The sequence below is a fragment of the Caldibacillus debilis DSM 16016 genome (assembly GCF_000383875.1).
Classification (GTDB): Bacteria; Bacillota; Bacilli; order Bacillales; family Caldibacillaceae; genus Caldibacillus; species Caldibacillus debilis.
On the sequence record NZ_KB912890.1, the window covers coordinates 21364 to 42523 of the forward strand.

Annotated in this window: 13 protein-coding genes and 1 pseudogene; 6 read left to right on the plus strand and 8 right to left on the minus strand. The window is 50.1% G+C overall.

The window, feature by feature from the left end; genetic code table 11:
- Positions 1-28: 28 nt before the first annotated feature.
- The 4 genes from A3EQ_RS0109550 to glcD all read right to left on the minus strand — a co-directional run bounded on the left by A3EQ_RS0109550 (position 29) and on the right by glcD (position 5735).
- Entirely contained in the window at positions 29-724 is a 696-nt protein-coding gene (locus tag A3EQ_RS0109550; protein WP_020154948.1) for an N-acetylmannosamine-6-phosphate 2-epimerase, read from the minus strand.
- A gap of 1 nt (position 725) precedes the next feature.
- Entirely contained in the window at positions 726-2258 is a 1533-nt protein-coding gene (gene ptsG, locus A3EQ_RS0109555; RefSeq protein ID WP_020154949.1) for a glucose-specific PTS transporter subunit IIBC, read from the minus strand.
- 509 nt (positions 2259-2767) lie between these two features.
- Complete coding sequence (locus tag A3EQ_RS0109560) at positions 2768-4111, minus strand: (Fe-S)-binding protein (protein WP_026499871.1); 1344 nt, start codon at positions 4109-4111, stop codon at positions 2768-2770.
- A 202-nt stretch (positions 4112-4313) separates the two neighbouring features.
- On the minus strand, positions 4314-5735 hold the full coding sequence (gene glcD / locus A3EQ_RS0109565) for a glycolate oxidase subunit GlcD (protein WP_020154951.1): 1422 nt from the start codon (positions 5733-5735) through the stop codon (positions 4314-4316).
- A gap of 480 nt (positions 5736-6215) precedes the next feature.
- Here glcD and A3EQ_RS0109580 point away from each other — a divergent pair, with 480 nt between their 5' ends.
- The 4 genes from A3EQ_RS0109580 (at position 6216) to A3EQ_RS0109595 (ending at position 10634) form a co-directional block, all read left to right on the plus strand.
- The gene (locus A3EQ_RS0109580; protein WP_020154954.1) at positions 6216-7064 is read left to right on the plus strand and encodes a MurR/RpiR family transcriptional regulator; all 849 of its coding nucleotides are present in this window, start codon (positions 6216-6218) and stop codon (positions 7062-7064) included.
- A gap of 162 nt (positions 7065-7226) precedes the next feature.
- Entirely contained in the window at positions 7227-8111 is an 885-nt protein-coding gene (gene murQ / locus A3EQ_RS0109585; RefSeq protein ID WP_020154955.1) for an N-acetylmuramic acid 6-phosphate etherase, read from the plus strand.
- 18 nt (positions 8112-8129) lie between these two features.
- Positions 8130-9494 (plus strand): PTS transporter subunit EIIC, encoded by a 1365-nt coding sequence (locus A3EQ_RS0109590; RefSeq protein ID WP_020154956.1) that lies wholly within the window; start codon positions 8130-8132, stop codon positions 9492-9494.
- 75 nt (positions 9495-9569) lie between these two features.
- Complete coding sequence (locus A3EQ_RS0109595; RefSeq protein ID WP_026499872.1) at positions 9570-10634, plus strand: DUF871 domain-containing protein; 1065 nt, start codon at positions 9570-9572, stop codon at positions 10632-10634.
- A 123-nt stretch (positions 10635-10757) separates the two neighbouring features.
- Here A3EQ_RS0109595 and tagU read toward each other — a convergent pair whose 3' ends face one another.
- Complete coding sequence (tagU, locus tag A3EQ_RS0109600; RefSeq protein ID WP_040369313.1) at positions 10758-11681, minus strand: polyisoprenyl-teichoic acid--peptidoglycan teichoic acid transferase TagU; 924 nt, start codon at positions 11679-11681, stop codon at positions 10758-10760.
- Between the two features lie 539 nt (positions 11682-12220).
- On the opposite strand from tagU, the gene A3EQ_RS20885 reads away from it, so the two are divergent.
- Both A3EQ_RS20885 and A3EQ_RS0109625 read left to right on the plus strand, forming a co-directional pair.
- A complete protein-coding gene (locus A3EQ_RS20885) occupies positions 12221-16276 on the plus strand; it encodes a S8 family serine peptidase (protein ID WP_051091411.1) in 4056 nt (1351 codons plus the stop codon).
- A 613-nt stretch (positions 16277-16889) separates the two neighbouring features.
- The gene (locus tag A3EQ_RS0109625; RefSeq protein WP_020154963.1) at positions 16890-18104 is read left to right on the plus strand and encodes a glycosyltransferase family 4 protein; all 1215 of its coding nucleotides are present in this window, start codon (positions 16890-16892) and stop codon (positions 18102-18104) included.
- Positions 18105-18151: 47 nt separating this feature from the next.
- Here the strand turns inward: A3EQ_RS0109625 and A3EQ_RS0109630 are convergent, their stop codons facing one another.
- The 3 genes and pseudogenes from A3EQ_RS0109630 to A3EQ_RS22790 all read right to left on the minus strand — a co-directional run.
- The gene (locus A3EQ_RS0109630) at positions 18152-18769 is read right to left on the minus strand and encodes a class D sortase (RefSeq protein ID WP_235597132.1); all 618 of its coding nucleotides are present in this window, start codon (positions 18767-18769) and stop codon (positions 18152-18154) included.
- Positions 18770-19026: 257 nt separating this feature from the next.
- On the minus strand, positions 19027-19959 hold the full coding sequence (locus A3EQ_RS0109640) for an LCP family glycopolymer transferase (RefSeq protein WP_026499874.1): 933 nt from the start codon (positions 19957-19959) through the stop codon (positions 19027-19029).
- Positions 19960-20947: 988 nt separating this feature from the next.
- Positions 20948-21160: pseudogene (locus A3EQ_RS22790) on the minus strand (ISNCY family transposase); the annotation flags it as partial.

Below are 21160 nucleotides of genomic sequence, written 5' to 3' on the forward strand. Positions count from 1 at the left end.
TTCCTGCAAAAAAATCCGCCCCGATCAATTAGTTGTCCATCCGGAGATTTTTAATCGAATTCACAAAACGTTGCGTGATCAACTGGGGCCTGGTGATGGCACCGCCGACGACGACGGCGTGGGCGCCCAAGGAAATGGCTTTCGCGGCCATTTCCGGGGTAATGATGTTTCCCTCGGCGATAACGGGGATGCGGATTTCCTTCAACAATAATTTCAGGAATGAAAAATCATCGTCATAAATATGTTTCCCGGAAGTTTCTTTCGTGTAACCGTAAAGGGTTGTGGAGATGCAGTCGAAACCCAGCTGTTCTGCTTGCAAAGCGTCTTCCAAACCGGAGACGTCCGCCATCAATTTGACTTCGGGCGCTTTTTCCCGCGCATAGGCCACTAAATCTGCAAGTGAAACTCCCCCCGGTCTTTTCCGCAACGTCGCGTCTAATGCAATCATATCACATTTTGCCGCAAATAACTCATCCATTTCTTTTTTTGTCGGTGTTATAAAAACTTCGCTGTCGGGGTAATTCCTTTTTACGATGCCGATAATGGGGAGCGGCACCTCTTTTTTTATAGCCATGATGTCTTCTTTGCTGTTGGCCCTTATTGCGGCCGCACCCCCTTGGAATGCGGCCAGTGCCATTTTCGACATGATGTAGGAACTGTGCAGCGGTTCATCCTCGAGGGCTTGGCACGAGACAATAAGGGAATTTTTGATTTGATTTAGCAATCTACTCACCTACAATTTCGGAAATTTCATTTTTGATGATCGTCACCTGAGGTCCGTATATAATTTGGATTCCTTTTCCTTTCATCAATACCCCTTTTGCCCCGGTCTTCTTCAACAGTTCTTCATTGACGGCACCGGGGTCGTTGACCGTCACCCGCAGACGTGTGGCGCAGCAGTCGACGTTCACCAAATTTTCCTTGCCGCCCAACGCGTCGATGATCCTTTGGGCCCTTTCGGCCGAACCGGTGACGATAGTTGTTTCTTCATCGTCTTCCCGCCCCGGGGTTTTTAAATCGAATTTTTTGATAAAGAAAGAGAACAGGAAATAGTAGACGAAAAACCAAGGAATTCCGATTAACGGAACGATCATCCAGTTGGTTTTATCATTCCCTTGGAGAATGCCGAACAGGATAAAATCGATGAAGCCGCCGGAAAAGGTTTGCCCGATGGTGATCTGGAAAATATGGGCCATCATGAAAGCCAAACCGTCTAAAAAGGCGTGCAAAACATAAAGGAACGGTGCGATAAACAGGAATGAGAATTCGATCGGTTCCGTAATCCCGGTCAGGAAAGACGTCAAAGCGGCCGATCCCATCAATCCTGCGACCACTTTCTTCTTTTCCGGTTTTGCCGTTTTATAAATGGCATAAGCCGCCCCGATTAAACCGAACATCATCGTAATGAATCTTCCGGACATGAAGCGGGAAGTTCCGATGTAAAATTTTTCGGTATCCGGATCAGCCAGCTGGGCGAAAAAGATACGTTGCGTCCCTTCGACAAGATTGCCGTCGATGATCATGGAACCGCCCAAACTCGTCGTCCAGAAAGGCATATAAAAGATGTGATGAAGGCCGAAGGGGCCAAGCAGACGGAGGACGAAACCGTAGATCAATGTCCCGACATAACCGGTCGCTTCCACAATTCCTCCCATTTTATAGATGCCGGACTGGACAAATGGCCATACGATAAACATGACCGCACCCAACAGGATGGCGGCAAAGGAAGAAATGATCGGGACGAATCGTGAACCGCTGAAAAATCCCAAAAATTGGGGGAGCTGTTTTTTATTATAACGATTATGAAGCCATGCCACCAAAATACCGCAAATTACACCTCCGAATACCCCTGTTTCGAGGGAATGAATGCCGAGGACGGACCCTTGACCGACAGATGCGGGATTTTCTGTATTCACTTGTCCGGTGATGGTTAACAGGGCGGAGATCGTCGCATTCATGACAAGGAAACCGAGCATTCCCGCAAGTCCGGCCGTTCCTTTGTCAGTTTTGGCTAATCCCACCGCCACACCGATGGCAAAAAGAATGGCGAGGTTGGCAAAGATGATATTTCCGGCACTGGACATGATGGTAAAGATCCCTTGGAGCCATGCGATATCCAAAAACGGATAGGCCTTAACCGTATTCGGATTGGACAGGGCTCCTCCAATTCCCAATAATAACCCTGCCGCAGGCAATACGGCAATAGGAAGCATAAACGACTTCCCGAATTGCTGGGCTTTCTCGAAGAAACTATTCATCAAAATACCCCCTGTTGTGAAAAATATTTTCACCAATATTTTATACTATGTCTGCAAACGAATACAAGACAGGTTTTGAATTTTATGAGAATATTTTTTAAAAGGCTCTGATAAATGTTATTGGTGATTTATTCTGCAAATGAAATGCTATAGAATCGGCGATATTCCTTCGGAAACACAGCCGGATGGGACCCGCCCGATGAGGTGCGAGCGGGGGCTCCGGTGTGATCCACGGAAAGAAAGCTGGATGTATCAACGATCAACAATGGAGATAAACAGTGCCGTTTTTTTGGAAATATGGGAAGGGATATAAGGAGATTCATGGACAGAAAAGCATGAAGGCTATTATAAAACCCATGGAATTCTGTTGAGTAAAGCGCAGAGATTCGTTAGAATGGAAAAGTTTTCTGATCAATTTATCTTGGCAGGAATTTCATTTATACCTGGATAACAGGAACCCGAAAAAAGGGAGGACGGATTTTTTCGGAATCGTCCTCCCATTGATGTGATTATTGTAATCCCATATTCCCTTTTTCCACGGATGCTTCCATCAATAAATCCGCAATATGCACCGCGCGCATCGTTCCGGAAAGGCCGTGCCGTTCGATTCCCATTTTCATTTGCATCAGGCATCCCGGGTTGGTGGTGACGATGGTGCAGGCATTGGTCATTTTGACCTTTTCCATTTTATGATCGAGGATTTGATTGGCCATCTCGGGCTGCAGAATATTATAAATCCCGGCCGAACCGCAGCATTTGTCCGCGCCTTCCAGTTCCACGAAGGCGGCCCCTTCGATCGCCTGAAGCAGTTTCCGGGGCGCGTCATGCACCCCCATTACGTTCCGCAAATGGCAGGAATCCTGGTAGGTAAGGATTTGTCCGGGCAAATGCAGGGGGACGTTTTTGTGAAATTCCAATTCCACCAAGATTTCCGTAATGTCTTTTACCTTGTTTTTGAAACGTTTTGCCCGTTCGCGCCAGTCTTTTTCATCTTTCAATAAATGGTCGTAATCGACCAAGTAGCCGCCGCAGCCGCCGGCGTTGAGGACGATATGATCCGCATCCGTTTGTTCGAAGGCCTCAATATTTCGTTTTGCCAATTCTTTCGCCTTTTCCTTTTCGCCGCTGTGGCCGTGGAGCGCCCCGCAGCATCCCTGGTTTTCCGGAACGACGACTTCGCAGCCCGCCAGCTGCAGCAGGCGGATCGTATTTTCATTGGTTTTGAGAAACAAAGTATCCATTAAGCAGCCGGCAAAAAATGCGACGGTCGCCTTCTTTTCCCCGATGGGCGGGAAATGCCGCCTGCGGCCTTTCATCTCTTTTTTCTTCGGGACATCCGGCAAAATTTTCTCCATTTCCGCCATCGTTTTCGGGAACAGCTTGAGAAAACCGATTTTCCTCGCCACTTTCTGCAATCCCGAACGCTGGTAAAAGCCGACCAGGCTCGTTGCCGCCTGCATCCGGTTCTGATGGGGGAACAGCCCTTCAAACACGGTTTTGCGGACCGCTTTGACGGGCAGGGAGCGGGTTTTGTACTGCTCGAAGATGTGGCGGGCTTCCTCCAAAAGATGTCCGTATTTTACCCCCGCGGGGCAAACGGGTTCGCAGGCCCGGCATCCGAGGCATACGTTCAGGGTATGCTCCACTTCCTCGTAGGCGTCGATCATGCCGTCGCGGACGGCCTTCATTAAGGCGATCCTTCCCCGGGGAGAATAATATTCTTTTCCCGTTTCGATATAGGTGGGGCATGCGGGGAGGCAGAATCCGCAACGCATGCAGTTTAACAGTTCGTCCTCGTCCATTTTTTCCCGAAAGTCCTGCTGGACGGATCTCTGTTTTGTCAAGGAGGACATTTGATTCACCACGCTTTGATATTTTTTCAAGACAGCTAAACGGCGATCGACCGCAAGGGCGATTTTGAAGGAATTTCGTGACGGATTTTCATAAGGAGTTCATAAGGAGCCGAGCCCCTGATCCTGCAGGCAGGAATCAGGAGGTTGCCCGGTTTTCCGCCGGGGCAAGGGTCTTTCGGACGTGATCACAGCTGCCGCGCGTTCAGGACCGGTGCAGGATCACCCTTTTCCTCGTTTCTTTGGCGAAGATTTTTCCGGGGTTTAAAATGTTGTTCGGATCGAGGGCCTGTTTGATTTGCTTCATCACCCGGATTCCTTCTTCCCCGAGCTGCCATTCCAAATAGGGGGCTTTCATTTGCCCGACGCCGTGCTCGCCCGTTATCGTGCCGCCGAGTTCGATCGCTTTTTTGAAGATTTCCGCAAAGGCCTTTTCCACCCGTTCCATTTCCTCTTTATCGCGGATATCCGTGGTGCAGGTCGGATGGAGGTTCCCGTCTCCCGCATGGCCGAAGGTGGCGATGGTGACGTCGTATTTTTTCGCGATTTCGTTAATGGCTTTTACCATTGCCGCTACTTGGGAACGGGGAACGGTGGCATCTTCCAGAATAGTCGTCGGCTTCAGCCGCGCCAGGGCGGAGAGGGCGGAACGGCGGGCGGCGCTCAAGGCATGGGCCTCCTGTTCCGATTTCGCCGTTTGCACGGAGATGGCGTGCTGTTCGTAACAAATGTTTTCGATTTTTTCCATGTCCTTTTGAACGGTTTCGGCCTCCCCGTCCTGTTCGATGAGCAGGACCGCCTTGGCGTCGGTGGGCAGACCGATCTTCGCAAAATCTTCCACGGCTTTTAATGTCGGCTGATCCAAAAATTCCAGGGTGGCGGGAATGATCCGGGAGGCGATGATTTTGGAGACCGTTTCCGCCGCCCGGTCGATGTCGTCGTATAAGGCGAGGAGGGTCTTCTTCGTTTTCGGTTTCGGCAGCAGTTTCAGCGTCGCTTCCGTTACAATGCCCAAGGTGCCTTCCGAACCGACGATCAACTTCGTCAAGTCATAGCCGGCCACGTCCTTCGCCAGCTTTCCGCCGGTGCGGATGATGCCGCCGTTGGCCAGAACCACTTCCAATCCGAGGACGTAATCCTTCGTAACCCCGTATTTCAGCCCCCTTAAGCCGCCGGAATTTTCGCTGATATTGCCGCCGATCGTGGAGATTTTCATCGAGCTTGGGTCGGGAGGATAAAACAGCCCTTGTCGCTCGACGAATTCGATCAATTGCTGGGTGATGACGCCCGGTTGGACCGTTACCGTCAAATTTTCCTCATCCAGCTCCAAAATTTGATTCATGTGCCGGAAATGCAGAACGATGCCGCCGTTTACCGGCGACGTGCCCCCCGACAAATTCGTGCCCGATCCCCGGGGGACGATCGGGATTTTGTGCTCGTTGCAGAGCTTGACGATTTCCGCCACTTCCTCCGTATTTCTCGGAGCCACGACGCAATCCGGCATCGACTGGTACAGGGGAGTCGCATCATAGGAAAAGACCAATCTGGCACTCTGGGAATCTTCCACATTTTCCGGCCCGACGATGGAGATGAGTTTTTGTTTGAAATCTTCGGTCAAGAGAGGCATACGCTCACTTCCGTTCTTTAATGGGATTTTTTCTGGTCGTTGGCTGATCCTGTCTTTAGGTGGTGCCTCTTTAAAATGAGAAAACGACATGCATGTGAACAGGCTTCATATTGCAGGCATGTTTGGCAAACAAATCCATCTGGGCAAGCGTTTTGACAGCCCTTTCATTATTTTGCAGAAAGAAAACCCGTTTTCCACGGTAGCTATTTGGCTATACTTCATTATAATATAACTTTGAAATTTTCTTCCAAACAAAATTTTGCATGAAGCTGAATTGATTTTAAGCGTTTTTTCTTTGATAATTATTTAAAAAGGACTTTCGCCTTGCCGATTATTATGTTAAATATTGAGCAGATTTCTCCCCGGTTCTCCGGCCCAAAAATGCTCGGGAACATGGAACGGCCGGTCCTTACGGAGCCGATGAATGGGGTCGGAAAATGAAAAAAAGCCAATAACTGCTGACGCTTGGAGGAAAACGAAATGAGCTCATTGTTATCCAGAATTGAACAAAATTTATCGAGGCTGTCTGATGCGGAAAGGAAAATCGGGCAATATATTTTGGAGCATCCGAACCTGGTGCCGCATATGACGACCAAGGACTTGTCAAAAAACAGCGGCGTCAGCGAGTCCAGCGTCATCCGCTTTTGCAAGTCCATCGGAATCGGAAGCTTCAAATCCTTTAAACTGGAACTCGTTAAAGAATTGACATTGACCGAGATGAATTTGACCGACTTTTCCATTCTTCATAAAAAGGACGGCCCCTATGACCTGTTTCAAAAAGTGACGTACGTGAATAAATCGGCCATCGAGACGATCCCCGCCTCCCTCGACCGCAAGGAGTATGAAAAGGCCATTGATCTGATATTGAACGCGGAAAAGCTGGTTTTTTACGGTGTCGGCGGATCGGCAACCGCCGCATTTGACGGTTATTACAAGTTTATGCGGCTGGGCTACCATTGCACCTTTACCCATGATTTCCATTCCCTGTTGTCGTTCATTCCGTACATGGGCAAAAACGATGTGTTTTTTGCCATCAGCATGTCCGGGAAAACGAAGGATGTGTTGGAATTGTCCCGTTTTGCCCAGCGCAAGGGAGCGAAGGTGATCGCCATCACGAATATCGGGAAATCGCCGCTGTATAAAGAGGCGGACATCCGTTTGTGCACGCCCGTCGTCGAGTCCGATTACCGAATCGGGAGCATCCCGTCAAGGATGACTCAGCTTACGATTATCGACGCCCTTTATTTAAGCATTTTCCAGGCAAAGGGAGAATCGATCCTCAGCCAGTTCCATGAGGCGAGAAATGAAGTCGTTCGCTTGAGAAGATAAAAATTAAGGAATATGGCGGAAAGGGGGATTTCTGACCGTTTAGAAATTAAATTTCATAAAAATAAAGAAATAAATTGACAAAAAATTTCATTAGAATTACAATTTAATTGAAAATAAAATTCTATACAAAGGAAATAAAATTCTTTAAAAGAGGGTGGCCGGATGCTCGAGCAACTGACAACAGAAAAGAGAAACCCGAATACGATGGATATAGATCAGATGTCCATTAAAGAAATATTGCAGATTATGAATAAGGAAGATCAATCCGTACCGATAGCCATCAGCAAAGAGATTGACAAAATTGAAAGCGCTATACAAATGGTGATTGATTCCTTTCGGCGCGGGGGAAGGCTGATCTACATCGGAGCGGGAACGAGCGGGCGGCTGGGGGTTTTAGACGCGGCCGAATGTCCGCCCACCTTCGGAACCGATCCCGCCATGGTTCAAGGGATTATTGCCGGAGGAAAAGAAGCCTTTACCCGCGCCGTGGAGGGAGCGGAAGACAATGAACAAATGGGAGGTGATGACCTAAAGGCGATTCGGCTGACAAATCTTGATACGGTGGTTGGCATTGCCGCAAGTGGAAGAACCCCGTATGTGATCGGCGCCTTGAAATACGCCAAATCCATCGGGGCGAAAACGGTAAGTATCAGCAATAATAAAAATTCGATTATCGGAACATTGGCAGATGTGGCCATCGAAGTCGAAACCGGACCGGAAGTGCTGACGGGTTCCACCCGTTTAAAGGCCGGTACCGCGCAAAAATTGATTTTGAACATGATATCCACAGTCTCCATGATCGGAATTGGGAAAGTGTACAAAAATTTAATGGTGGATGTCCGCCCGACCAATCATAAACTCATTGAACGGTCGAAGCGGATCATCATGGAAGCCACCGGGGTCGACTATGAGACGGCGGAAAAATTTTTCGAAGAAGCAAAGCGCAATGTGAAGGCGGCCATTACCATGATTTTATTAAATTGCAGCTACGACGAGGCAGTGGAAAAATTGAAAAAGGCAAAAGGATTCATCCGAAAAACTTTATAAACGTTTGGGGGGTAAAAATTGAAAAAAGAGGAAAGATTGGCCAAAGAGATATTGGAAGCGATCGGGAGCGGGGAAAATATCCAATCTTTCAACCACTGTATGACGAGGCTGCGTTTGCAATTAAAAGATTATCAAAAGGCAAATATCAACAAAATCAAAGAAATTGACGGCGTCTTGGGCGTCGTCGAAGATGATACGCTGCAAATCGTCGTAGGTCCGGGGACGGTGAACAAAGTCGCCGACGAAATTGAAAAATTGACCGGGATTCGGAAGGGAGAAACGCTGAACGTTAACGAAGACGACATTGCAAAACTTACGAAAGAACAAATCAAAAAGAAAAACAACACTCCATTTAAAGCGCTTTTAAGGAAAATCGCTTCGATTTTTATCCCGTTGATTCCAGGGTTGGTTGCTTCCGGTATTATTAACGGAATCGCTAACTTCGCCATCAACGCCGGAGTAAGCAGAGAAGAAACTTGGATGAAAATTTTGCTTCTCTTGGGCGGCGGAATATTCTCCTATTTGGCCATCCTCGTCGGCTGGAATACGGCCAAAGAATTTGGCGGAACGCCGGTTCTTGGGGCTTTGGCGGGCATCATCATCATGAATCCGGCATTGGCGGAAATCACGTTGTTCGGTTCGGCATTGACCCCGGGACGGGGCGGATTGATCGGTGTTATGTTCGCCGCCTGGTTGATGGTCTATTTTGAAAAGTTGTTCCGAAAAGTGGTCCCGAGTGCAGTGGACATTATCTTTACTCCCTTATTGGCCTTATTGACGGTAGGATTGATAACGATTGTCGCCGTGCAACCCATTGCCGGGGTTTTGTCTGACGGCATTACCAACGGGATCAAGACCATATTGGATGTCGGCGGTGTGGTAGCGGGCGCCATTCTAGCGGGATTCTTCCTGCCGCTTGTCATGGTCGGATTGCATCACGGATTGACGCCGATCCACCTGGAACTGATAAACACGCTGGGATCCACCCCGCTTTTGCCGATACTGGCGATGGCAGGAGCCGGTCAAGTGGGTGCCGCGATCGCGGTCTACGTCAAAACGAGGAACAAACGTTTGCGGAACATCATCAAGGGCGCTTTGCCCGTCGGATTCTTGGGTATCGGTGAACCGTTGCTGTACGGTGTAACCCTTCCCTTGGGCCGTCCCTTCGTTACCGCCTGTTTGGGAGCCGCCGTCGGAGGGGCGTTTCAAGCGGTCATGGGCACTGCCGCCAAATCGATCGGTGTTTCCGGATTGACGTTAATTCCGTTGATTGTGGACAACAAATTTCTCATCTATTTCTTAGGCCTTGTCATTACTTACATCAGCGGATTTATCTTTACCTATCTGTTCGGATTTAAAGAAGAAATGGCAAACGATATCTAATCCTCATATATGGAAAAAGGGAGAAATGCCTTCAGCTCTCCCTTTTTTCTTCCTTTACCGAAAGGAGATGTGGCGATGCTGGGCATATCCGTTTATTTGGGGGAACCAAGCTTCGAGAAGCAGGAAGAATATGTGGAAAAAATGCGACGAATCGGGTTTTCACAGATTTTCACTTCTTTGCATATCCCTGAAGACGATCAGGCCGTTTACAAAGAAAGGATCCAATCGCTGGGGAAGATTGCCAAAAAATTGGGCATGGAATTATATGCGGACGTTTCCACAAAATCTTTGCAAAGATTGGGTTTATCATGGGATGACGCGGATGTCCTCTTGGATTGGGGGCTGACCGGTTTACGGATCGATTACGGGATCCCTGAAAAAACCGTTGCCGAACTCTCCAAAAAGGTGAAGATCGCCTTAAATGCCAGCACCCTTTCCCAAGAGCAGCTGGAGCTTTTGGACCGGTACGGAATGGATGTCCGTTCCGTGGAAGCGTGGCACAACTACTATCCCCGTCCGGAAACCGGATTGGGCAGGGAAGGGTTTTCGGTAAAAAATGAATGGCTGAAAAAACAGGGCTTGAAGGTTATGGCCTTCGTTCCCGGAGACGGGGAAAGGAGGGGGCCGGCCTATGAAGGATTGCCGACTTTGGAAGATCATCGGCATCAATCCCCTTTCGTTTGCTTTCTGGATCTTCGCCATCACTTTGGTGTCGATAAAGTCTTTATCGGCGATCGGTCGATCGGGGAACATACTTACAGGCAATTCGAGGCGTACCAAAACCGGTTGATCATCTTGCGGGCCAAATATTTTTTAAACGATATAGATTTGAAGGAACGGTTCTCGGTTCCCCAATCGAACCGTCCGGATGAGGCGAGGGACGTGGTCCGGTCCGAACAGTCCCGCGTGGAAAAACTCGCCGGAAAACCCGTCCGTCCGGAAAATACGACGGAACGGCCGGTTGGCGCCATCACGCTGGATAATGAAAGATACGGACGATATGAAGGGGAATTGCAGATCGCAAAAAGAAACTTGCCCGCCGACGAAAGGGTGAATGTGATCGGAAGGGTGATTGATGAAGACCTGCCGCTTCTCTCCTATATCAGAGGCGGGACCAAATTCCAAATTATTTGGGTATAACCCGGTTTAAAAACCCGCAGAATTTTGGCACATTCTGCGGGCTGATTTTTTCTCTAGCGGTTTCGTCGAGGCCATCCGCCCATCGGTTCGCGTATTAAAAAACGGTAAAAAACCGCCCGTAATTCAACTGATCTCCAAATGCTCCTTCAACAGCGACTGCAATTTTTGCCTTTCGGCCTCCGGGACGATGTAATAATAAATCCGGTCGATCATTTTGCCTTGTCCTTGGATTTGATGCTGGTGGATGTTTTCGGCTGCCTGTTTATAATTTTTTTGAATGGAGACCATTTCGGAAAAGGTCAAGTTCGTCCGGACGTTTTTCCCGAGGGCTTGGAAAATGTCCCCGTAACGGGTGAGGGTGCTGAAACTGGCCCCTTCCTTGATCACCTGTTCGATGATTTTCCGCTGCCGCTCTTGCCTTCCGAAGTCCCCTCGCGGATCCTCGTACCGCATCCGGGAATACTTTAAGGCCTGCTCCCCGTTCAAAGTGATTTTTCCCGCGGGGAAATGTTCCCCTTCATAAGTAAAGGCAAAATCGTTGTCGATGGTGATCCCGCCGACGGCATCGACAATCTCTTTAAATCCTTCCATATTGATTTGGATGAAGTAATCGATGGGAATGTCCAAAAAATTTTCCACCGTGTCGATGGCCATCTCCACACCGCCGTAGGCGTAGGCGTGGTTGATTTTATCCTCGATCCCTTTTCCGACGATTTCCGTCCGCGTATCCCGCGGAATGCTGACCATTTCGACGGATTTTTTCTCCGGATTGACGGTCATGACGATGATCGTATCGGAGCGGCCCCGGTCGTTTTTCCGCTGGTCCACGCCCAAAAGCAGAACGGAGAAGGGATCGACTTTTTCCAAACGGACTTCTTCCTCCCGTTTTTCCGAAACCTTGCGGATCGGCTGGTGCATCGATTCCATCGTTTTTGAAAAGGAGTGATAGATATGATATAGGTAGCCGGCGAAGGCGGCAAGAAAGAGCGTCAGCACGGTCAATACGATCCGTCTCCATTTTCTTTTTTTCGTTTTTTCCAAAAAAATTCCCCCTTTCGACAAAAGTTGACTTAAAGGCTTCTCTTTTTCATTTTTTTCCAAATGAGTCAAATCATCAATGGTATAGACGTAAGAATGAAAAAAATGTTACAACCGGTTTTTCGCCCCGGCAGGTTATTTCCGGCTCCCGCGCATGTCTTTCCCCCTTTCCATTACCGGCCGGTTTCCGCTTCCTTCGCCTTAAGGTCTTTCCCTCTTTATACAGGGATTTACATATTTTGTCAAACCATGTTTTTGTCCGCTGATTTTGTCAAAAATTCGGGAATCCACGATCCGGACGAGGAAAGAAAAGATGCCCGGTCCGGACCGGATCCGAATGGCGGAAGGAATTTTCGGAGGAAAAAAGGTTTGTAGAAAAATATCGTAAAATCTATAATTTTTTGTATTTACATAACAATTTGGTTATGATAGTTTTAAATTATTACTAAATTAGTTTAATTATGGTAAATGGGGGTGCAATCGGGCGGGAGGATTTCATTGAATTCTATTTTGTAAAATTTCAATTTCATAAGGAAAGGAGCAGATGAATGGCAAAGAAATTTTTTAACATTTTTTTCGCTTTTTTGTTGATTTTTTCAGCCTTTTCCATCCAGTTGCCCGCATATGCCAAAACCGGCGGCTTGCCGGTCAAAAAGCTGGATGTGAACCGTCCGGAAATCAAGCCGGGGCGGACGCTTTCCGAGAGGGACGGAGAGCGGTACGATCCGGATGAAAAGGTTCGCGTCGTCGTGGAATTGAAAGAGGATCCGGCGATCGTCGATTTGGCGAAGAAAAACGTAAAATTTTCCGAATTGACGGCGGCCACGCGGAAAAATGCGGAGAAAAAAATCCTGGAAGAGCAAAACCGGGTGAAAGAACAAATCAAAGACAAAAAAATCGCCGTTAAGTTTTTGCATGAATTTACGACCATCTATAACGGTTTCAGCGCGGAAGTAAAGTACAAGGATATCGAGAAAATCGAAAAGATCAAACAGGTGAAAAACGTCTTCATTTCCAACAAATACGAACGCCCGAAAGAAAAACCGGAAATGAAATACAGCAAAGAATTGGTCGAAGCCCAAAAGGCATGGCAGGCGGCGGGTTTTAAAGGCGAAGGGATGGTCGTCGGGATCGTCGACTCGGGCATCGACTACACCCATAAAGACATGAAATTGACGGATCTATCGAAGGCCAAATTATCCAAGGAAAAAGTGGAAAAGCTGGTCAAAGACAACGGGCTCCCCGGCAAGTTCTATACGGACAAAGTCCCTTACGGGTACAATTATATGGACCAATCGGATGAAATCCGCGATCTTGGTTCGGCTGCTTCCATGCACGGCATGCATGTTGCCGGGATCGTCGGCGCCAACGGGGATGAAGCGAATGGTGGCATCCTGGGGGTCGCTCCGGAAGCCCAGCTTTTGGCGCTGAAAGTCTTCGGCAACGATCCGGATGCCGGATACACCTACGGCGATGTTTATGTCAAAGCGATGGACGACGCCATCAAATTGGGGGCCGATGTCCTGAATCTGAGCTTGGGTTCTCCCGCCGGATTCGTCTCGCCGGATGATCCGGAACAGCAGGCCGTGAAACGGGCGATGGACAGCGGGATCCTCGTTTCCATTTCGGCCGGGAATTCCAATTATTTTGGAGATGGATATTCCGTTCCTTATGCCTCCAATCCTGACTACGGGCTGGTCGGCTCGCCGGGGGTAGCCTATGAATCCCTCCAAGTCGCCTCCTTTGAAAACAGCTTCATCGATTTGGATGCCTTTGCATATGACATCGATGGAACGAAGGGAACCGTCGGCTATAAGTCCGCTTCAAGCGCCCATCCGAAGGATTATTACGAGAAAACCTTTGAGCTGGTCCATGTCGGATTGGGATACCCGGAAGACTTTAATGGGAAAGATGTGAAGGGAAAATTTGCGTTAATTCAACGGGGAAAAATCTCTTTCGTCGAGAAAACGCTGAACGCCCAGAAGGCGGGGGCCAAAGGGGCGATCATCTATAATAACGAGGACGGATACTTGGACATGGCTACGGATCCGGCCATCGTCATCCCGCAGCTGTTTATTTCGAGAGTGGATGGAGAAAATTTGGCGAAAGCCCTCGATGCGGGAAAAACCGTTCAAATCACCTTTGGCGACGAAAAAGTCACCATTGCCAATCCGGAAGCGGGGAAAATGAGCGCCTTTTCCTCCTGGGGCTTGACGCCCAACTTGGATTTCAAACCGGAAATCACCGCTCCCGGCGGGAACATCCTCTCCACCCTCAACGACAATCAGTACGGAGTCATGAGCGGCACCTCCATGGCGGCGCCCCATGTTGCCGGCGGCGCGGCGCTGGTCCTCGAGCGGGTGGATCGGGAATTCAAACGGACCTTGGCCGACCGGGTGCATTTGGCGAAGAATCTGTTAATGAACACCGCCCAACCGGTGAAAGACGGGGTAAACACCTATGAATCCCCCCGCAGGCAGGGGGCGGGCCTGATGCAAATCAACGCGGCCCTGTCCACTCCCGTCGTGGTGACGGAGAAAAACACGGGGGAAGCGAAGGTCGCCTTGAAGGAAGTCACCGAAAATACGGTTACCTTCCGGCTAACGGCCACCAACTTTTCGGACGAAAATGTGAGCTATCAGGTGAAGGGCACGGTGCAGACCGATGCGCCTGTTAAGGGCGGATTCGTGGCTCCCGATCAGTTGGAGTCTTTGGATCTGGCAAAAAATAGGGCCACGGTCAAGGTGAACGGTCAGGAAGAAGCCAGCATCAATGTTCCGGCCCACGGTTCCGTTGATTTTACCGTCACCGTGGACGTTTCCAAAGTGGATGAAGCTTTGAAAGCATTTTTCCCCAACGGTTATTGGCTGGAAGGGTTCATTCTCTTGACCGATCCTTCGGACACAAACCCGGCCCTCTCCGTGCCCTATGCCGGCTTTAAAGGGAAATGGGATCAGGCGCCCATCGTTGACGCGCCGGTCTGGGATCTCGAAACCTATTACGGATTCACGGGCGTGCTCACCCCCACCGAAGATGGAGACTATTCCTACTTGGGATACGATCTCGCTTTGAAAACTTACAATCCGGAAAAAATCGCCATTTCGCCGAACGATGGCGCCTACAACAAGGCAGTGCCGGTCCTTTCCCTGCTCCGGAACGCCAAATCCTTGCAGGTGAATGTCCTCGATGAGGACGGGAAACTGCTTCGCGTGCTGGCGACGGAATATAATCTTCCGAAGAGTTACGACGCGACTGCGCCCTATTATTTGTCCGATCTCTGGGGATGGGACGGCCTTGTGAACGGGAAACCGGTGCCCGACGGGCAATACTATCTGGAAATCGTGACGGTCATCGATTATCCCGGCGCGAGACCCCAGTCTTTAAAATTGCCGGTCAAGGTGGACTCGAAGGCGCCCCAGATCCAGGCAACTTTCGATACGGAAACGGGAAAGATTGCCGCCGAATTTTCCGATGACAAGGGCGTACAATATTGGGAAGTGCTTGTCGACGGACAATCGGTGTTTGGCCCAATCTCGCCGGCGGTAAAGGAAGTCCAACTGGAAAAGATCGTGAATGAAAAACAAAGGCTGGAAGTCGCCGTCTTTGACGATGCCGGCAACCAGGCGAAGACCGTTCTGCAGGAAGGCGAAGATAAGATCGGGCCGGAAATCTTTTGGGTTACGCCGGAAAAATTGGCTGTTCTCAATACTTCCCCGGTGGAAGTATCCGGATTGGTTTCCGATCCGTCCGGCGTGGAAGCCGTTTACATCAATGGGGAACCGGCGGAACTGGAGTATAATAATTTCTTAGGCAGCTACGTCTTCTATAAGGAATTGGAACTTGACGACGATTACCACGAAATTAAGATCAAGGCCGTCGACAAGCTGGGCAATGAATCGCAAATCGTGCGCAACTTTATCGTCGATACGACAGGGCCCGAATTCGATTTGACCCAGGTGCCGAAGACCGTCAGCCCCGAGACGGTAACGGCGAAAGTAACCGTCGGTGTCAAAGACAACTTTGACTCGTTAAGGGTGTATTTGAACGACAGCGAAATCTTCCATAAAGATTTGAGCGCTCCGTACGGCAAGAAAGAATTTTCGCAAACATTGGAACTGACCCTCGACCTGCCGGATGACGAAAACACCTTCACATTGAAGGCGGTTGACGTGGCCGGGAACGAAACCGTCCAATCCTTCACCATCGCCAAGAAGGAAGACGGGGATGACAACGGCGGCGGTGATGACGGCGGTGACGACGGCGGCGACAATGGCGGTGATGACGGCGGCAACAACGGTGGTGACAATGACGGCAACAACGGCGGCAATGGAGGCAATGGCGGCAACAACGGCGGGAACAACGGAGGAAATAACTCCGGCGGGAACAACACCGGAAATGGGAATGACAGCGGCGGCAACAACCAAGCCGGCGGAAACGACAGCACCGGCGGAACGGATACGGGAACAAACGATTCGTCGGGCAGCCTCCCCGATACTGCGACAAACCATGGAAACCTCCTGGCCGCGGGACTGCTGACCATCCTCACGGCCTCGGCGCTGGCCGTTTACACCCGCTTCCGAAACCGAAAAAAAATAATGGAATAAATGGATGAAGAGATTGTCCCAAAAGTGTTCGCGGCGCGTTCGCTTTTGGGACGCTTTTTTGTGCCGAAAAAAGAAGACCGTTCCCTTTTAGGTCCCTAACCCTGCCTGAAAGGAGGGTTTCTTAACCCGCAGCAACTCATATGCCAATGAATCTTGAATTCTCATCCCCGTACATCATCTTTCCCGGATCGCGGTTCCGGCGGAGGAATAGTGGATCCGGCATGCTCGTTCCCCGCGATGGGCGGAAGCCGCCAGGCCTTCCATCCGAAGGTCCGGTTCCTTCGCCGCCCGGTTTTTTCGTGGGCTTTGCTCAATCATTTGGGGGTGTCTTAAGTTCACATAGTTCTTTCTTCGCCCGTTTTTTTCGTGCACCCGGAATGGCGCAAACCTTCGGAAGGAAATTAGCGGTACTAAGGCCCAGCGGTCTTTTCCGCCGGCTGAAAGGAAAGGGGCTTTTCCGGCGCGGAAGCCGAGGAAACCGGAGGTAATCCCGAAGACAACGGGGGCACGGATCCGGAAAGGCTTTCCCGGCGGGGAGGAAAATCACGTATAATAAAACCAGCAAAGGAAAAATTGAAAAGAAAAGGCATTTTCTTTAATTGGAGGAAAACCGATGAAAATCTTGATGGTCACCGCCTTCGCCTATCCCCACGGCGGCGGGCTGTCCTCCCATGTAAAAACATTGAAGGCCGGGTTGGAACATCGCGGCCATGGGGTGGATGTTCTCTCGTTTTCGGATGTTCCCCTTGTCAAGCGGTATTGGGTGAGGGGCGGCAGCTATCTCCGCAACCGCCGGGAACACGGTGCGGGGTTTTATTGGAGCCAACAAAAACGCAGCGAAATTTTGCGAAAAACTTTGGCGGAAGCTTCTTCCCGTTACGATCTGATCAATGCCCAGGATGTGATGGCGGCGGCCGCATCCGCGGCCACTGGCCTTCCCGTGGTGCTGACCGTCCACGGCTATCTGGCGTACGAAGCCGTCAGCAAAGGAAGCGTCGAACCGGGTGGCATCTACGAAAAACGGCTGCTGGAGATGGAAAAAAAGGCGTACCGGCTGGCGGACCGATTGGTGGCGGTGGACAGGCGCATCCAAGCTTATGTGAAAAATTTAAGCGGAAAAGAAGCGGCGGCGATCCCGAATTTTATCAACGTGGAGGAATTCAATCCGGATAAGGAGGATAATGAAAAATACCGGGAAGAATTGGGCTTTTCCCAAGAGGATTTTATCTTTTTTGTCCCGAGAAGGTTAACGGAGAAAAACGGGGTCATTTATCCGGTTTTGGCCTTTGCCGCTGCAAAAGAGGACTTGCCGGGAGCGAAACTCGTCTACGCCGGGGCGGGGGAGGAAGCTGTACGGCTGAAAAGGGAGATCGGCGGAAAAAAATTGAACGGCCGCGTCCTTCTTCTCGGCGAAGTGCCCCATGAACAAATGATGAAATATTATACGATCAGCGATGCCGTCCTGATCCCGAGCGTCCATTCCGCCGGGGTGGAAGAGGCGACGAGTATCTCCGCCCTGGAGGCGATGGGCTCCGGTTCTCCGGTCATCGCCTCGGCGGTAGGGGGATTAAAGGAAATCATCACCGACGGGGAAGACGGTTTGCTTGTGGAGGAAAAAAACGTCCGGGAGCTGTCCCGGGCGATGACCGCCCTTTTTCGTGACGCGGAGTTGCGAAAACGGCTGGCCGGCCGGGCCCGAAGGAAGGTGGAACAATCCTTTTCCCATCTGGCGGGCGCGGAAAAATTCGAACGGGTATACATGGAGGCCCTGCAAGAAAAGAAACCCTTGCGCGGTGCGGCGGATCAAAACGGGGAAGCACGCCCATAAAGGAAAAAGGGCGGGACGGAATTGAAATGCCGGCCCGGCCCTTTATCCTATCCGTTTTTCTTATAAACCGGCTTGGCGTAAAAAATGAAGCGTTCCGGCGCGTTTCCGATGTAGCGGAAAGGATAGCAGGTGGTGACCGTCAATATTTCCTCGGGGGCGGTGGAACGGATGACGGAAGTATCATCGGCGTCCACAATTTCGGTATCGTAAATTTGATACTCAAAACTGCCGTAAGGAAGCTCCAAAATGAAGGAGTCGCCGATTTCCAATTGGTCGAATTGCCGGAAGACCGTATCCCGGTGGCCCGATAAAACGATCTGGTCGTTTTGCAGCGGAAGAGCCGTCCCTTCGTAATGGCCGACGCCCCTTTCCAAATCGTCCTCATCCGTGCCTTCGACGATCGGGAGCTCCTTGTTCAATTTGGGCACGAGCAACAGGCCGATCGTGTCTCCTTTGTTAAAGGCAAGCTTGTTCACGTCGATGGATTCGGCCGGCACTTTTTTGCCGTTGACGGTGATTTGCTTCTTGTCGATCAATTCTTTCGCCTCTTCTTTTTTCGCTTCCACCTTTTGCTTGCCGTCCCAGATTTGAAACAGGGAATAGCCGACGAGCGCCGCCCCGGTCAGAAACAGAAGGGCGGCGAAAATTTTTAAAAATTTGTTCAAACCGATCACCCGCAACCAAAGATTTCGAATTATTCAAAATTCCCTCACCATTATTATACAATAAGCGGCTTCAAAAATAAATCCGGACATGGAGGACGGCTGCCCGGGAAAGCGCGACAGAAATACGACGCAAACGACGGAATTTCTCCTTCTTTTCTCGGCAATCTTCGGCAAAATAAAAGGCCCGGCGGACTTTCACCGTCCGTTCCGGGCCCCTTCCGCTTTTCGATCGCTCGGATGGATGTTAAGGCTTCCGTTCAGCTGATTTCCAAATGATCCTTTAAAATTTTTTGGAAATCGGCCAGTTCCTCTTCATCCGCGAAATAGTACCAAATATTTCCGATATATCCCCCCGAGCCTTTTTTAAACTGCAATTGCTCTACGTTTTTCCGGGCGTTGCTGTAGTTTTTCTGGATATTCAAAAGGTCGTTGAAGGTTAAATTGGTTTTTATGTTGTCTCCCAGCGCAGCAAACATGTCCTGGTAATTCCATAGGGTGGAGACGCTTGCCGCCTTATTCATGATCGCTTGGATGATCAATTTTTGCCGCAGCTGCCTGCCGAAATCTCCCCGGGGATCCTCTTTGCGGATGCGGGAGAACACCAGGGCCTCTTTTCCGTCCAGCGTCACTTCCCCTTTGGGGAAATGGTAGCTGCCGTGCCGCAAATCCATGTCATTATACACGGTGATTCCCCCGACCGCATCCACAATTTCCTCGAAGCCCTCCATGTTGATTTTGATATAGTAGTCGATCGGGATATCCAAGAAGTTTTCCACGGTTTTTACCGACATTTCTACACCGCCGAAGGCATAGGCGTGGTTGATCTTGTCCTTCGTCCCGCGCCCGACGATTTCGACGTAGGTATCCCTCGGAATGCTTAACATTTTGACCGATTCCGTTTTCGGATTGACGGTCAAAACGATCATCGTGTCCGAGCGTCCCCGGTCGTTCGGCCGTTCGTCCACGCCGAGGAGCAGGACGGAAAAGGGTTCTTTGTCTTTCAGGGACAACTCCGTCTGCCGTTTATCCGATTTGGCAATCGGCTGGTGCATCGTCTCGAGGGCTTTGTTGGCAGAAATCAGCATGGATATTAAATAGGCGGAGACGGCTAAAAAGAGGACGGCCAAAACGATCAGGAATATTTTCAGGCGCCGTTTTTTCCGTTTTCGTTTCCACTTTTCCGAGCGCATGTTCCTTTCCCCGTTTCCTTGGATTATCGTTAACCGTTTGAGGCAAAATTTGACAACAAATGCATGTATAATCTTATTCTTTTTTCCTCTCAGCGTCAATATCGTTGAGAAGATTCCGGATTTTCCATTTTTCCGGGCTTGCGATGCCGGGGTTGGAATGATTTCCCTGTTCCAATCCCTTCCCGTCCCATTTAGACCGTCGGGAATTTCGCGAGAAGGCCGCCGGGTCCGCTTGTCCGGGCCGCTTCCCCCGAATCCTTCTTCATGACTCGGCCCTATGGGATGGCCGGGGCAGGTTTTCGGCATGATCGGCCGGATATTGTTCTGCATAGGACCGGTATGTCCGTTCTTCAGGGTCGGAAAATGCGGCATCGAGAAAAACGCACAATCCCACAAGGACGGATTCCGGCATCTGGAAATAGTCGTACGACACCCCATGGGACGGTCCGCCATCTTCAACCTTTTGTTCTTCATTTTAACACTTACATTCAACAAGGGAAAAAATTTGTCCGGCATAAACGAAAAAATAACCGTCATCCCGGAAAGAACGTCCATGATCGCGGGGACAAATGTCCATCATCGCATCCGTTGTCCGATTAACCGGGGCGGTTTGTCTAACACGACCCAGTTCCCTTTTCAATCATGGCGGAGTTCGAACGGACATGCCGATCGCTCGTCCGGTGACAACTGCTTTTTCCGGCGGGGGCTGCGGAGATGCCGGTGGCTTTCCCGGCGGCAAGCGCTTTTTTCCGAAAGGTCCCGGATGCGGGACTTTCCTTATGGATTCCCGCGGCCACCCAAATCTTCCTTTTTCTCCGATCCGGGCCGTACCTTTCCGAACATGGCGGGCGGTCCCCGATTTTGGACAAATTGGCAAATTTTTTTGAGCGCCGCCGGCAGCATGCTTGCATGTCAAGCGTCAGTGAAAATGTCATACTAACGCGTCAGTGAATATGTCACTGATATATTTACTTTGACCTCAGTTCATTCAAGCCGGTTTCAGTTCCTTTGAATTCGTGGGCCTATATTTGCGCCAAGGATGATCAGGTCCTGGCTTGTACGATTTCTTTTCTGAGCTCTCCTTTTTCTTTTCAGGAGTTTTTGCCGCTTTGTTCCGGGTTGCTTCCATCAAGGGGTAGGGCTTACCTTTGTACCAGACAAACAGTCTGCCATCCAGCGTTTTTCGGACTTCCACCGGCGT

Bases quoted from the DNA above. Each gene is read 5' to 3' on its own strand.
- glcD (WP_020154951.1), bottom strand. From the start codon at position 5,735: ATGCCTCTCTTGACCGAAGATTTCAAACAAAAACTCATCTCCATCGTC.
- A3EQ_RS0109595 (WP_026499872.1), top strand. From the start codon at position 9,570: ATGCTGGGCATATCCGTTTATTTGGGGGAACCAAGCTTCGAGAAGCAG.
- A3EQ_RS20885 (WP_051091411.1), top strand. From the start codon at position 12,221: ATGGCAAAGAAATTTTTTAACATTTTTTTCGCTTTTTTGTTGATTTTT.
- A3EQ_RS0109580 (WP_020154954.1), top strand. From the start codon at position 6,216: ATGAGCTCATTGTTATCCAGAATTGAACAAAATTTATCGAGGCTGTCT.
- A3EQ_RS0109560 (WP_026499871.1), bottom strand. From the start codon at position 4,111: ATGTCCTCCTTGACAAAACAGAGATCCGTCCAGCAGGACTTTCGGGAA.
- ptsG (WP_020154949.1), bottom strand. From the start codon at position 2,258: ATGAATAGTTTCTTCGAGAAAGCCCAGCAATTCGGGAAGTCGTTTATG.
- A3EQ_RS0109640 (WP_026499874.1), bottom strand. From the start codon at position 19,959: ATGCGCTCGGAAAAGTGGAAACGAAAACGGAAAAAACGGCGCCTGAAA.
- murQ (WP_020154955.1), top strand. From the start codon at position 7,227: ATGCTCGAGCAACTGACAACAGAAAAGAGAAACCCGAATACGATGGAT.
- A3EQ_RS0109625 (WP_020154963.1), top strand. From the start codon at position 16,890: ATGAAAATCTTGATGGTCACCGCCTTCGCCTATCCCCACGGCGGCGGG.